The organism is Nocardia anocheti (genome assembly GCF_029675105.1).
In the GTDB taxonomy this organism is placed as follows: domain Bacteria; phylum Actinomycetota; class Actinomycetes; order Mycobacteriales; family Mycobacteriaceae; genus Nocardia.
The window spans coordinates 616,572-630,846 of the sequence record NZ_JAQQFV010000001.1 but is presented as its reverse complement, the minus strand read 5'-3'; the positions used below and the strand labels follow the sequence as shown (position 1 = coordinate 630,846).

General features: G+C 70.1%; 9 protein-coding genes and 1 pseudogene. 2 read left to right on the top strand and 8 right to left on the bottom strand.

The window, feature by feature from the left end:
• Positions 1-377: 377 nt before the first annotated feature.
• A complete protein-coding gene (locus tag QC180_RS03030; protein ID WP_474646380.1) occupies positions 378-1,325 on the bottom strand; it encodes a DNA-3-methyladenine glycosylase family protein in 948 nt (315 codons plus the stop codon).
• A 219-nt stretch (positions 1,326-1,544) separates the two neighbouring features.
• Positions 1,545-4,487 carry an FAD-binding and (Fe-S)-binding domain-containing protein gene (locus QC180_RS03025; protein WP_278260994.1) on the bottom strand — a complete coding sequence of 981 codons (2,943 nt, stop codon included), beginning with the start codon at positions 4,485-4,487 and terminating at the stop codon, positions 1,545-1,547.
• A gap of 136 nt (positions 4,488-4,623) precedes the next feature.
• Here QC180_RS03025 and QC180_RS03020 point away from each other — a divergent pair, with 136 nt between their 5' ends.
• On the top strand, positions 4,624-6,510 hold the full coding sequence (locus tag QC180_RS03020) for an ABC transporter ATP-binding protein (RefSeq protein WP_278260993.1): 1,887 nt from the start codon (positions 4,624-4,626) through the stop codon (positions 6,508-6,510).
• On the opposite strand, the gene QC180_RS03015 is transcribed toward QC180_RS03020, so the two are convergent.
• The 5 genes from QC180_RS03015 to QC180_RS02995 form a co-directional block, all read right to left on the bottom strand.
• Positions 6,500-6,742, bottom strand: a complete 243-nt coding sequence (locus tag QC180_RS03015; protein ID WP_278260992.1) for a recombinase family protein — start codon at positions 6,740-6,742, stop codon at positions 6,500-6,502. The genes QC180_RS03020 and QC180_RS03015 overlap by 11 nt on opposite strands.
• A 397-nt stretch (positions 6,743-7,139) precedes the next feature.
• Positions 7,140-7,742, bottom strand: a complete 603-nt coding sequence (locus QC180_RS03010) for a PIN domain-containing protein (protein ID WP_278260991.1) — start codon at positions 7,740-7,742, stop codon at positions 7,140-7,142.
• 65 nt (positions 7,743-7,807) lie between these two features.
• Entirely contained in the window at positions 7,808-8,218 is a 411-nt protein-coding gene (locus QC180_RS03005) for a helix-turn-helix domain-containing protein (protein ID WP_278260990.1), read from the bottom strand.
• Between the two features lie 401 nt (positions 8,219-8,619).
• Positions 8,620-9,615 (bottom strand): oxidoreductase, encoded by a 996-nt coding sequence (locus tag QC180_RS03000; protein ID WP_278260989.1) that lies wholly within the window; start codon positions 9,613-9,615, stop codon positions 8,620-8,622.
• Between the two features lie 104 nt (positions 9,616-9,719).
• Positions 9,720-10,799 carry a DNA polymerase IV gene (locus QC180_RS02995; RefSeq protein ID WP_278260988.1) on the bottom strand — a complete coding sequence of 360 codons (1,080 nt, stop codon included), beginning with the start codon at positions 10,797-10,799 and terminating at the stop codon, positions 9,720-9,722.
• A gap of 212 nt (positions 10,800-11,011) precedes the next feature.
• Here QC180_RS02995 and QC180_RS02990 point away from each other — a divergent pair.
• Positions 11,012-11,419, top strand: a pseudogene (locus QC180_RS02990) (PaaI family thioesterase); the annotation flags it as partial.
• Positions 11,420-11,736: 317 nt separating this feature from the next.
• Here QC180_RS02990 and lon read toward each other — a convergent pair.
• The gene (lon, locus tag QC180_RS02985) at positions 11,737-14,196 is read right to left on the bottom strand and encodes an endopeptidase La (protein ID WP_278260987.1); all 2,460 of its coding nucleotides are present in this window, start codon (positions 14,194-14,196) and stop codon (positions 11,737-11,739) included.
• Between the last annotated feature and the right edge of the window lie 79 nt (positions 14,197-14,275).

Below are 14,275 nucleotides of genomic sequence, written 5' to 3'. Positions count from 1 at the left end.
ACTCCTCCTGTGTTCGCAATCCGCCACAGCCCACAACCCCGGTGTGACGGCGGAATTCGTCCACTATGGGGAATCCTGCACTCCCCCTTGGATCTTGTGCTGGGAATTCGCGCGAAATATCGTCATCGGCGTGTACTCGTAGGTTGCCGGGCGGTTGCGTGCTGTGCTGGGAGCATGCAATTGAGCGAAGTGAACCGACATATCGCCGCTGCACTGCTGGGTTGCGACGAGGACCCGGGTCCGATGGACTCCGAACGCGCCCATGCCGCAATGCAATTGCACATCGACTGCTTCGTCGACGAGTGCCGGGTGCGCAGGCGGGCGCGCAACACCCTGGTCGAGTCGGGGCGGTGCGTGCTCGACGAGCGCGCGATCCGCTAGTGGTGACGGTGGTCGGTGATCGGCGTGCGCGGCCCGAACTTCGGTTTGTGGGCCTGACCGCTCAGGGCGAGCAGCCGCACCGCGCGGTAGCGGTGCGGCCGTAGCGGCTCCAGATACTCGACCATCTCCGCGTCGTCGATCGGACGGCCCAGCAGGCTCCAGCCGACCACCGCGGCGAGGTGGTAGTCCCCGATCGAGAGTGCGTCGGCGTCGCCGAACGCGCGCTGGGCGGTCTCGGCAACCGTCCAGACACCGATGCCGGGCAGACTGCGCAATCGGCGCGCCGCCTCGTCGGGCGGCAGCGTCGCCGTGCGTTCGATCGAGTCGGCGACCCGCGCCGCGCGCACGATGGTCTGCGCGCGCTGCGGGCCCACATTGGCGCGATGGAACTTCCAGGACGGCACGCGCTGCCAGGTGCGCGCGTCGGGCGCGACCAGCAGCCCGGCGGGCGCTGGCCCCGGCGCGGGGGTGCCGAACTCGCGCACGAGCGCGCGCCAGGACGCGAACGACGCCTTGGTGTGCACCTTCTGTTCCAGGATCGCGGGCACCAACGATTCGAACACCAGCCCGGTGCGCAGCATCCGCAGGCCGGGCACCACGCGATGGGCTTCGACCAGCTTGGGATGCTCGGGCGCGAAGCCGGTGAGGTCTTCCTCGAGGCACAGCATGTCGTCGAGCCGGGCGAGGAATTCCTCGGCACCGGGGCCCCAGGCGGTGGCGTGGGCGCCGTCGCGGCCGTCCTGACGCAGGCGGTAGGTGACCACGCCGCTGGGCAGGCGCGAGGCGTGCCAGTGCGCGCCGTCGGCGTCGATGTGATGGCACGGGTCGCCGCCGCCGCGCCGCAGCGGGGTGATCGTGAGGCCGACATCGAAGGGGCGGCTCGACCGGACGGTCCTGGACAGCCCGGCCGTCGACAGGCCGGGGTCGAGGGTCTGATCGCGCACCCGACCATTGTGCGCGTCCGATCCCGTGCCGAGGCCCGTTCGTAATATTCACCACGTTGACTGCGATCTAGAGGCTGTCGGCAAACAGCTGGCATCCCGCCGTTCGCAGGAGGTACCGATGATCACCAATGCGCTCAACTGGCTGCTGGCGGCGGTGGGGAGCGGGTCGGCGGGGAGCTCGGGCTATCACATCCCGCCGGGGACGCTGCCCGGCGGAAGCTAGTCCGCTCCGCCGCCGAGCAGGTACGACGCCAGCGCGACACCCCGGACGCCCGCCAGCTGTTCGGCCTGGGTCCGGCAGGAGAAGCCGTCGGCCAGGAACACCGCGCCCTCAGGTGCGGCACGCAGGGCCGGGAGCAGCGCGTTCTCGGCGACCGCCACGGACACGTCGTAGTGGCCCCGCTGCATGCCGAAGTTGCCCGCGAGTCCGCAGCACCCGGCGAGTTCCGCGACGGTGACACCCATCCTGGTGAGCAGCTCCCGCTCGGCCGCGAACCCGCCGACCGCGTGCTGGTGACAATGCGGCTGGACGACGACGGTCTCGCCCGGGCGCCGCGGAGGACGCCAGTCCGGGTGGTCGAGCAAGAACTCCGCGAGCGTGCGCACGGCGGCGGCGGTCGGCCGGGCGCGCGGGTCGTCGGGGAGCAACGCGGGCAGATCCGCCCGCAACGTGACGGTGCACGACGGTTCCAGGCCGACCACCAGCCCGCCGCCTTCCACATGCTCGGCCAGCGCGTCGAGGGTGGCCCGCAGCCGGGCGCGGGCACCGTCGAGCTGTCCGGTGGTGATCCAGGTGAGTCCACAACACACCCGCCGCTCCGGGATACGCACCCGATAGCCGAGCCCCTCGAGCAGCACCGCCGCCGCCAGCGCGTTGGTAGGCGTGAACGTGTCGGTGAAGGAATCCACCCACAGCATCACCTCGGGACGCTCCCGGACCGGCGGGCCGACCGTGTGGGTGGCGCCGCTGTCGGTGGCCGAGCTGGGCGGTGAACCCGGGGCGGCGGCGGACGGTGGTCCGGAGGTGGGGGTCGGAGGGTTCGGCAGCAGGTGACGGTGGGTGGTTCGGGAGAGGGCGGCGGTGCGGGTGTTGCCGCCGAGGTCTCGCCAGAGGCGGCGGAAGGGGGTCGGCGCGAGGGTCGGCGCGGGGCGGCGGGGGTCGATGCCCGCGGCGCGCATCGCGAGGCGACGGGGGCGGGGGCGGGCGGACAGGGCGTTGACCAGGCGCGGGACGCGTTGGGCGAGGGTGAGCCAGCGGGGGAGTTGGCCGAGGAGATAGTGGTCGAGGGGGCGGGGGCGGCCTCGGTAGCGGAGGTAGAGGGTTTCGGATTTGTAGGTGGCCATGTCGACGCCCGCCGGGCAGTCGGAGGCGCACGCCTTGCAGGACAGGCACAGGTCGAGGGATTGTTCGACGGCCGGTGCGCGCCAATCGAGTTCGCCGCGTACGACCTCCTGGAGGACGCGGGCGCGGGCGCGGGTGGTGTCCTTCTCGTCGGCGGTGGCCAGGTAGGACGGGCACATGAAGCCACCGGCCGCGCGGGTGTCGGCGCGGCACTTGCCGATTCCTACACATCTGTGCACAGCTGTGGACAGATCGCCGGAGTCGTCGAGCAGGGCGAAACCGGTGGCGGGGACCGGGGGCAGCCCGGCCACGCGGAGGTCGGCGTCGACGGGGGCGGGGCGCACGAGGACGCCGGGGTTGAGGATGTCGTCGGGGTCGAACAGGGCTTTGAAACCGGCGAAGGCGGCGCGGGCGGCGGGGGAGTACATCACCTCGAGCAGCTCGGATCGGGCACGGCCGTCGCCGTGTTCACCGGACAGCGAGCCACCGTGGCGCACAACGAGTTCGGCGGCATCGAACAGGAACGCGCGGAACCGCTGGGGGGCGTCGGTGATCGGGAAGTCCAGGCGCACATGGATGCAGCCGTCACCGATGTGGCCGTAGAGCAGGCCGCCGACACCGTAATCATCGGTGAGTGCGGCGAATTCGCGCAGGTAGGTGCCCAGGTTCTCAGGTGGGACGGCGGCGTCCTCCCAGCCGGGCCAGGCCGGATTCCCGTCGGGGGTGCGTCCGGCCAGGCCCGCACCGTCGGCCCGGATGCGCCAGAGTGCCGCCGTGGCAACGGGATCGGTGACGATGCGGTAATCATCGGCATGGGCTGTGCGACAGAGGTTTTCCGCGACGGCGACCGCCTCGGCCGGGGTCGCGCCCGCGGTCTCCACGAACAACCAGCCCCGGCCGCGCGGGAGTTCGGGGACGGTCCCGTGATGCGCGCGCACCACGTCGACCAACCCGGCGTCGATACCCTCCACCGCGATCGGCGCGCAACTCAGTACCGCCGCGACATCGTCGGCGGCGGTGGCGATATCGGGATAGCCGAGCACGGTCAGCACCGTCGCGGTGGGCAGCGGCGCGAGGGTGAGTTCGGCGTCGAGCAGCAGTCCGCAGGTGCCCTCGGAACCCACGAACGCCTTCGCCACCGACGAACCACGTTCCGGCAGCAGGTGTTCCAGGCCGTAGCCGGAGGCTTGGCGCTCGAAACGTCCCAGCTCGGTGCGCAGGACCGCGAGCTGGGAGGTGGTGAAACGCGCGAGACCGGGCACCGCCGAGAGGTCGGCGCCGAGTCGCCGTTCGGTCCCCGTCCCGTCGATCACGCGCAGTTCGCGGACGGTGTCGGCGGTGCGTCCCCAGGCCAGCGCGTGCGGACCGCAGGCGTTGTTGCCGATCATGCCGCCGAGCGTGCAGCGATCCTGGGTCGACGGGTCGGGGCCCAGCCGCAGCCCGGCCGGGCGCAGACGGCGTTGCAGATCCGACAGGACGACTCCGGGCTGGACCAGGGCGGTGCGTGCCTCGGCGTCCACGGCGCGCACCGCGTTCATGTGCCTGCTGAAATCCAGCACGAGACCGGGGCCGATGGCATTGCCCGCCACCGAGGTGCCCGCCCCACGCGCGGTCACCGCCAGCCCGTGTGCGCGGGCGAAGCGCACCGTCGCGGCGACATCGTCGTCGGCGCGCGGGAAGACGACCATCTGGGGGCGCACCCGGTAGTTGGAGGCGTCGGCGGAGTATTCGATCCGGCGACGCATGGCGGCGTCGACCTCCCCGGCGATCCGGGTCCGCAGGGCTCGCGCCAGCCGGTCCGCACTCCGCTGCTCGTCCACCCGACCAGCCTATTGCGCCGGTTTCGCTGTGCGCGGAACCGGCCGTCGCCGGAAAGCATTTGAAGTCAACCTTTGTTGAGGTTTTAGTGTCGGTGGGCAGGTGTTCGATGGGCGGACAGCGTCGAGGAGTGTGGCAGTGAGTATCGAATCCGTGGCCTACAGCCAGATGTACCGGCGGATGAACGCGCCGGAGGAAGACCGGCCGTTCCGCCTGGCCACCGCGCGCCGCATCCTGCGTTTCGCCCACCCGCACCGGCGGCGCATCTCGGGGTTCCTGCTGCTCAGCGTGCTGGCGGCGGTGCTCGGCGTGGCCACGCCGGTGCTGGCCGGGCGCGTGGTCAACGACATCGTCGGCGGGTCGGCGCCGCGCACGGTGGTGCTGCTGGCCCTGGCCATCGCCGGGCTGGCGGTGCTCGACGCGGGGCTCGGGCTGGCGATCCGATGGCTCTCGGCACGCATCGGCGAAGGTCTGATCCTGGACCTGCGCACCGCCGTGTTCGACCACGTGCAGAAGATGCCGGTCGCCTTCTTCACCCGCACCAGGACCGGCGCCCTGGTGAGCAGGCTCAACAGCGACGTGATCGGCGCGCAGCGCGCCTTCAGCGACACCCTCTCCGGCGTGATCACCAACCTGGTCACCCTGGTGCTCACGCTGGCGGTGATGCTCAGCATCTCCTGGCAGATCACGCTGCTGGCGCTGGTGCTGCTGCCGGTGTTCGTCATCCCGGCCCGGCGCGCGGGTAACCGGCTGGCCGCGATGCAGCGCGAGGCGGCCCAGCTCGACGCCAGCATGAGCACCCAGATGACCGAGCGGTTCTCCGCCCCCGGCGCCACCCTGGTCAAACTGTTCGGCAGGCCCGATCAGGAATCGACGGAATTCGCCCACCGCGCCACTCGGGTCCGCGATATCGGCGTGCGCACCGCCATGCTGCAGACCACCTTCGTCACCTCACTCACCCTGGTCTCCGCCCTGGCACTGGCCCTGGTCTACGGCCTCGGCGGCTGGTACGCGCTGCGCGGCAGCCTGGACCCGGGTTCGGTCGTGGCGCTGTCACTGCTGCTGACCAGGCTCTACTCCCCACTGACGGCGCTGGCCAGTGCCCGGCTCGAGATCATGGCGGCCCTGGTGAGCTTCGAGCGGGTCTTCGAGGTGCTGGATCTGAAGCCGCTGATCGAGGACGCGCCCGGCGCCGTCGCGGTGCCCGAGGGCCCGGTGGCCGTCGAGCTGGACGGGGTGAACTTCGGGTACCCGTCGGCGGACAAGGTGTCGCTGGCCTCGCTCGAGGACGTCGCCACGCTGGATACCCGCGGTGGGGTCGAGGTGCTGCACGAGGTGTCACTGCGGGCCGAGCCCGGGCAGCTGGTGGCGCTGGTCGGGTCCTCCGGTGCGGGCAAATCGACCATCGCGCAGCTTGTTTCGCGGCTCTACGACGTGGACTCCGGCGCGGTGAAACTCAACGGCGCCGATGTGCGCGAACTGACCACCGAGTCGATCCAGCGCACCGTCGGCCTGGTGACCCAGGACGGACACCTCTTCCACGACACCATCCGCGCGAATCTGCTGCTGGCCCGGCCGGAGGCGGCCGAGGAGGACCTGTGGGACGCGCTGGAACGCGCCCGGCTCGGCGAGCTGGTGCGGTCGCTGTCCGACGGGCTCGACACCGTCGTCGGGGAACGCGGCTACCGGCTCTCCGGCGGTGAACGCCAGCGCCTGACCATCGCGCGCCTGCTGCTCAAACAGCCCCGCGTAGTCATCCTCGACGAGGCCACCGCCTCCCTGGACTCCACCTCCGAGGCAGCCGTCCAGGAAGCCCTCACCGAGGCCCTGACCGGCCGCACCGCCCTGGTGATCGCCCACCGGCTCTCCACCATCCGCGCCGCCGACCAGATCGTGGTGCTCGAACAGGGCCGCATCGTGGAGCGCGGCACCCACGCCGACCTACTCAACGCCGACGGCCGCTACGCCGAGCTGTACCGCACCCAGTTCGCCGACGAACCGACCCCGGCGCCGGTCAGGGCCTGAGTCCGATCCGGGCACCCGCCACCGTCCTCTCGGCGAGGTTCCTGAAACCAGCGGTTACCGAGACGCTCGCCGATCCAGTGAGTCCCACCGGATCGGCGTCGTGCTGCGTGGTCCTGCGCGATCTCGAGTCCTGCACGATCAGGATGTCGCCGGGACGCAGGCAGTCGAGAGCGGTCCGCAGATCAGGCCGATCAAAGATATCGCCAGTGCCGCTGATCTTCTCGTCGAACACCCTCACGCCAGGTCGAGTCGAGGTCGTCGTGCCGCCGCCCGGTCTCCTGTCGGCCCGTACTGACCCGGGCCAGAGCCATAAGACCCCCCATGGCGGCGCGCGAGAATGATTCCGCCAAGTGTGCTCTCGGATGAGCTGAGAGTTCGGTATGCATCGATGACGAAGCCTGCCTCCACGGGGTGATCCTGCCCGTCTCGCACCCCACATCCGCAACTGGCCCTCCGCCCTGAGCCAGCACCAGATCGGCGAACGACGTCAGGGCAGCGCGCTCTTCAGGTGTCTCCGCACAGCCACTGGCTACCCAGCGGTCTCGGCGAGACCCCTGGTCCCCGCCCGAATAGCGCACGGTTCGCATACCCACGCTCCACCAGACGTCAGCGGGGACGGCCTGGCCGATTCACCTGCTCACAGACGCGTCTGCGATGGCGCCAGCGGCGGCTGGTGTCTGCATCATCTCGCGGATCGCGGCGGCGAACTCGGGTGCCCCTGCGGCCGCAAGGCTGGCGACGAGGTTGAAATTTCTGCCTCCTCGACCCTGGTACTCGATCTGGGCGAGCAGTACTTCGCGGACCGTGGCGATCGAGTCTCGGTGGACAAGCATCAGAAAGTCGTCCGGGGTGTATACCTCGTAGCCGAGGAGATCGTCAGCAGCGACGGCGAAGTCGTGAAATCTGCGGTCGGCGGTGATGACGTACTCGACCCTGCCGTGTTCGGCGGCGGCGTGCAGGTGCGCGTCGTACTTGTCGGTATATGTGAGGCGGCGGTCGATCTCGTATCCGCGGATCCGGCCGTGCTCGGCAACGGCGATGATGCGGTCCCGCACTCCTCCGATCTGGGGATCGGAGAAGTGCGGGTGATTCTTGCGTAGGTGGTAGACCAGCTCCGCCAGGATGTCCTCTGTCCAGCGCAGATGGAACAGCGGTGGGCCGGACCTATTGGCCAGCAGGCAGATCCAGTCTCGCAGCGTTCGCGAATACAGCACGTTCGCGTCCGGCAGCACGTGGGGAACTCGTGAACTCACCTGAGTGACAATAGGTGCCCGTGCTCACCGCTGGTCGCAGACCGTCAGTAGTCGAGTCCCTCTGCCTCTTCGAAGTCACGAAGTTCCTGCAAAGCCGCGCGTTGCCGCTGGCGCAGCCGGTCCCTGTAGGCAAGAACGTCAGTCGTGTCGAGTCGGGTGTGAGTTCCGACCTTGTGCGCAGCGATCTGGCCTTCCCTGACTAGCTTCATCAGGGTCGGTCGGGAGATGCCGAGCAGATCCGCCGCAGAGGACGTGGTCAGTTCGTCGGGCATCGCACCGACCGTCACCGTGCCGCCGGCGGCGACGGCGAGCACGACCTTGGCCAGGATCTCGGCTAGCCCCTCTGGCGCCACCGACCGCAGGGCTGTCGGGTCGAATGCCTCGGCTTGCGACACCTGATCGGATGTGACTGTCAGCGTCGTCTTCCCGACGCCAGTGTCGACCACCGCGTTCATCGTCTCGGACCTCCTGCTCGTGTTACATCAATCGTAACTCGCTTTCACTTATAAGTGAAACGTTGTTTGAAGGGTGTTTGATCACGCCGGCCGCAAGGACGGCGGCCCGGCTGACCGCCGAGCGCCCGGTCAGCACCCGGCCTGGAACGGGAAGCACTGACCGTCTCCAGCGACCGCCGGGGCCCGCATCTCCGGCTCGGAGGACACTGATCCACATGGCAGGACGCAAACAGCACTCCGCCGTGGACATCGTGCGGAAACTGCGTCGTGCCGACGAGCTCACCGCCGTTCTCGGCGCGCCTCCGACTCTGGACTGACCGGAGAGCGCGACGAAGGAGTGCCCGCAGGGAGGGAAGAGACGGAGCCAAGCGCCGAGAACCGGGGCACCGGCCGCTCATGTCTCAGAACTCGCCCGCAACCCCGATGACGGTGCGGCCGGAGTGGCCTCCGGACTTGATCGACTGGAGTACGTCGCCTACCTCGGTGATCGGGGCGAACGACTCGATCGACGAAAGATGCTGGGGGCGCAGTTGTTTGCCCAGGGCCGTCCACAGGGCGCGGCGCTTCTCGATGGGCAGTTGGACCGAGTCGATGCCGAGCAGGCTCACTCCGCGCAGGATGAAGGGGAGGACGGTGGTGGGGAGGTCGGGGCCGCCGGTGAGGCCGCTGGCGGCGACGGCGCCGCCGTAGCCGATGGCGGTGAGGACGTGAGCCAGGGAGGGGCCGCCGACGCTGTCGACCGCGGCGGCCCAGTTGGCCTTGTTGAGGGGGCGGGGCTTGGCGGTGGGGTCGAGTGGTAGGCGGCCGATGACCTCGTTGGCGCCGAGGTCGGCGAGCAGGTCGGCCGCGTCGGTCTTGCCGGTGGAGGCGATGACCTCGAAGCCGAGGCCGGACAGGATGTCGATCGCGACCGAGCCGACACCGCCGGTCGCGCCGGTGACCAGGACCGCGCCGTCGTCGGGGGTCAGGCCGTGGTCGAGCAGGGCCTGCACGCTGAGGGCGGCGGTGAAACCGGCCGTGCCGATGGTGGCGGCCTCGCGGGTGCTCAGGCCGTCCAGGCGCACCACCCAGTCGGCGGGGACCCGCGCGTATTCGGCGAAGCCGCCGTTGCGGGAGACGCCGAGTTCGTAGCCGTGCGCGATCACCTGGTCGCCGACCGCGAATTCCTCGGTCTCCGAGGCGATCACCTCACCGGCGAGATCGATGCCCGGCACGATCGGATAGTCGCGGACCACGCCACCGCGCGGGGTGATCGCCAGATAGTCCTTGTAGTTGGCGCTCGAGTAGTGGACCTTGATCGTCACCTCACCCGCGCCGAGGAAGTCCTCCCCGACCTGCTCACGAGCGAGAACGATCCCACCCTCGGACTCACGGGCCACCATCGCGGAGAAATCCATGGACCCGAGCATACGAGCCAACCCCGTCCCCGCGTGCTGGACAAGCGATCACCACGCGGTGGTGGCGGGCTCACTCCGCCGATGCCGCCACCAGAGCGTGGTGCTCAACAGTCCGAGTCCGGCGGGACGAGTTCCACACGCACGCCGAGGAGGCGGACGGGGCGGTCGAGATCGAAGCGGGCGATGATGGCGAGGGCGGTCTCGACGATGGTGGGGATGTCGTCGGTGGGGGCGGGGAGTTTCTGCTGCTTGCTTCGGGTGTAGAAGGTCTTGGTGCGCACGGTGACCGCGACGCGGGTGCTGACGCGGTGGTGTTCGCGCATCTCCTCGGCGACCTCGGTGGCGATACGGGCGACCTCGCGGTGGATCTCGGCGGGGTCGGTGAGGTCGTGTGGGAAGGTCTCGGACTTGCTGCGGCCCACGGGGATGCGCGGGGTGGTGACGAGCTCGGTGTCGCCCTTGCCGTGGCCGAGGACCCAGAAGTACGGGCCGGTGGTCGGGCCGAATTCGGCGGCGAGGCGGTCGCGGTCGGCGGCCATGAGGTCGGCGACGGTGACGATGTCGAGCGCGGCCAGGCGCTTGGCGATGCGGGCGCCGACGCCCCAGAGCGCGTCGGTGGGCCGGTGGCCCATGAGTTCGACCCAGTTGGCGGCGGTGAGTTCGAAGATCCCGGCGGCGGCGCCCGGGTCGTGCTCGGGTTCGGCGGAGGTCTTGCCGGTCGACTTGGCGAAGCCGGTGGCGAGTTTGGCGGTGAGCTTGTTGTCGCCGATGCCGACCGAACAGGTGAGGCCGAGGTCGATGATGGCGGTGCGGATGCGCGCGGCCAGCTCCCAGGGGTCGCCGTCGGTGGCGACGAACGCCTCGTCCATGCCCCACACCTCGACCGCCCCGGCGACCCGGCCGAGGGTGGCCATGATCTGCTCGGACGCGGTCTCGTAGGCGTCCATGTCGACCGGCAGGAACACACCGTCGGGACATTTGCGCTGGGCCGTGCGCAGCGGCATCCCGGCGCGCACGCCGAAGGCCCTGGCCGGATAGGACGCGCAGGTGACGACCTTGCGCGGCTGCGCCGGATCGCCCTCGCCACCCACGATCACCGGCTGTCCGCGCAGCTCGGGACGGCGCCGGAATTCCACCGCCGCCTGGAACTGGTCGAGATCGACGTGCAGCAGCCACTGGGGCACGCACGCAGTTCTACCGCACCCCACCGACAATCCGGCGCCGCCGCGCCCCGCGCCGTTACGGAGTCGGCGGGAGCGGAAACCCGGCGGTTCACCGGCGGATGGCAATATCCCTAGCGCGCCAACCGATGTCGTCGCCGTTCCCGGAGGACACCCCGAGTCGAGGGCGCCGAATACCTTCTATGCGCCACGCAACTCGAAGAACGGAACACCCGATGCCGACCGAAGCCACCACCCTCGACCTCGACCTGGCCCGCCAGGTACTGGCCGCCCAGCCGTTCGCCCGGCTGGTCGGCACCGAACTCACCGAATTCGGCGACGGCGCGGCCACCCTGATCATCGAGATCCAGCCCGAACACGGCCAGCAGTTCGGCTTCGTGCACGGCGGCGTGCTCGCCTACGCGGCCGACAACGCGCTCACCTTCGCGGCGGGCACCGTGCTCGGCCCCAACGTCCTGACCGGCGGTTTCACCATCACCTACCTGCGGCCCGCCCAGGGCGAGCGGCTGCGCGTGCACGCCACCGTGCTCGGTGCCACCCGGCGCCAGGCCGTCACGCACTGCGATGTGTATGCCGAGACCGAGGGGGAGGAGCCGGTGCTGTGCGCGGTCGCGCAGGGGACGACGCGGCGGGTGGAGAAGGACATGGCGCCCTCGGCAGAGGTGGCGACGGGTGAGGAGTTCGAGGACGAGTACGACGACGAGTACGGCGAGGAACAGGACACCTACGAAACCGACCAGTTGCCGGTCGTACGAACCGAGGAGCCCGCGCCGCTGCCACCGACCGTCAGCCGCTGACGCGCGGAACCCACGCGGCTGCCACCGGCCCGAGCCCGCTGACACGCGGCAACGCACAGAACCCGCGCACTGCCGCCGTTCATGAGCCGCTGACACGGAAGGGCGGCGTCATCGCGATGATGACGCCGCCCTCTGACCCGGGATCAGGCCGTGAAGGCCAGCTTGTCGGCCGCCGCCGGTTCGGCGATCGGCTCGATGGCGTAGGCCAGGATGTCGGCCACGTCGGCGACGGGGCGCACATCCAGGGCGGCCAGCACCTCGGCGGGCACCTCGTCCAGGTCGGGCTCGTTGCGGGCCGGAATGAAGACGGTCTTCAATCCGGCGCGCTGAGCGGCGAGCAGCTTCTGCTTCACGCCGCCGATCGGCAGCACCCGACCGTTGAGGGTGACCTCGCCGGTCATGCCCACATCGCCGCGCACCGGCCTGCCCAGGGCCAGCGAGACCAGCGCCGTCACCATGGTGACGCCCGCCGATGGCCCGTCCTTGGGCACCGCGCCCGCCGGGAAGTGGACGTGGATATCGCGATCGAGGACCTTGGGCTCGATCACGATCTCCTCCAGGTGCGAGCGCACGTAGGTGAGGGCGATCCGCGCCGACTCCTTCATGACGTCACCCAGCTGGCCGGTGAGGGTCAGCGAACGCTCGCCCTCGGCGGCATTGGCCTCGATGTAGAGCACATCGCCACCGGCGCCGGTCACCGCCAGACCGGTCGCCACACCGGGGACGGCGGTGCGTTCCACCGAGTCCGGGGTGAAGCGGGGGCGGCCCAGGTAGTCGGTGAGATTGTCGACGTCGACAGTCAAACTCGTCACCGCGTCCACCGGGCCCGCGGACTCGATGTCGATCACATTGTCGTAGCCGAGTTCCGGGTCGTAGCCGAGCACGGCGCTTTCGCCGAGCGTGCCGTGGTCGACCAGCGAGGTGTCCGTGCGCTGCGCGGTGACCAGGCGGGTCGCGGCCTTCCGCAATGCCTTGGCGACCAGCCGTTCCATCTGGCGCACGCCCGCCTCACGCGTGTAGTTCGCCGCGATCTCGCGCAGCGCCGCGTCGGTGATCGAGACCTCCTCGGCGGTCAGCGCGTTGCGTTCCAGCTGCCGGGGCACCAGGAAGTCGCGGGCGATGGCCACCTTGTCGGCCTCGGTGTAGCCGTCGACGGTGATGAGCTCCATGCGGTCCAGCAGCGGGCCGGGGATGGTGTCCATGACATTGGCCGTCGCGATGAACAGCACGTTCGACAGGTCGAGGTCCAGGTCCAGGTAGTGGTCGCGGAAGGTGTGGTTCTGCGCGGGGTCGAGGACCTCGAGCAGGGCTGCGGCCGGGTCACCCCGGAAGTCGGAGCCGACCTTGTCGATCTCGTCGAGCAGGACGACGGGGTTCATCGACCCCGCCTCCTTCACGGCGCGCACGATCCGGCCGGGCAGCGCGCCCACGTAGGTGCGCCGGTGTCCGCGGATCTCGGCCTCGTCGCGCACGCCACCCAGGGCGACGCGCACGAACTCGCGACCCAGCGCCTTCGCCACCGACTCGCCCAGCGAGGTCTTGCCGACGCCGGGCGGGCCGACCAGCACCATCACGGCACCGGAGCCACGTCCGCCGACGACCTCGAGCCCACGCTGGGCCCGGCGCGCCCGCACCGCCAGGTACTCGACCATGCGGTCCTTGACCTCGTCGAGGCCGTGGTGATCGGCGTCGAGGACGGCGCGCGCGGCGGCGACGTCGGTGTTGTCCTCGGTGCTCACCGTCCACGGCAGGTCGAGCACGGTGTCGAGCCAGGTGCGGATCCAGCCCGATTCCGGGCTCTGGTCGCTGGCCCGCTCCAGGCGGCCCACCTCGCGCAGCGCCTCGGCGCGCACGTGGTCGGGTAGGTCGGCGTTCTCCACGCGGGTGCGGTAGTCGTCGGCACCGTCGGGTTCGTCCTCGCCGAGTTCCTTGCGGATGGCGTTGAGCTGCTGGCGCAGCAGGAATTCGCGCTGGCTCTTCTCCATGCCGTCGCGGACGTCCTCGGAGATCTTGTCGGTGACCTCGACCTCGGCGATGTGGGCCTTGATCCAGTCGATCTGCTTGGTCAGCCGGGTGGCGACATCGGGAGTCTCGAGCAGTTCGCGCTTCTGGTCGTCGGACAGGTACGGCGCGTAGCCCGCGGTGTCGGCGATGGCCTCCACGTCGTCGAGCTGGTTGACGATGTCGATGATCTGCCACGCCTCGCGCCGCTGGAGCACCGCGACGACCAGCTTCTTGTATTCGGCGGCGAGTTCGGTGGTCCGCTCGTCGGCGGCGACCGCCTCGACCGGTTCGGCCTCCACCCACAGGGCCGCGCCGGGCCCGGTGACACCATGCCCGATCCGCGCCCGGCGTTCGGCCTTGAGGACGGCGGCGGGCGCCCCGCCGCGCATCCGCCCGACCTGCTCGATCGTGGCGACGACACCATAGGAGGCGTAGCCCTCGTCGAGCCGGGGCGCGACCAGCACGGCACCGGTCTTCCCGGCCTGCGCGGCGTCGATCGCGGCCTGCGCGGACTCGTCCAGTTCGATGGGCACGACCATGCCCGGCAGCACGATCGGATCGGTGAGGAACAGCACCGGCAGGTTCTGAGCTGTAGTCATATCGACCCTTCCAAAGTTGAGCTTTCCCGACTCAACATGGCCACCGCGCCCTTTGTTCCGCCGCCCGCCCCGGTTCACT

Coding starts and splice junctions, on each gene's coding strand:
- lon (WP_278260987.1), bottom strand. CDS start 14,196: ATGACTACAGCTCAGAACCTGCCGGTGCTGTTCCTCACCGATCCGATC.
- QC180_RS03000 (WP_278260989.1), bottom strand. CDS start 9,615: ATGGATTTCTCCGCGATGGTGGCCCGTGAGTCCGAGGGTGGGATCGTT.
- QC180_RS03005 (WP_278260990.1), bottom strand. CDS start 8,218: ATGAACGCGGTGGTCGACACTGGCGTCGGGAAGACGACGCTGACAGTC.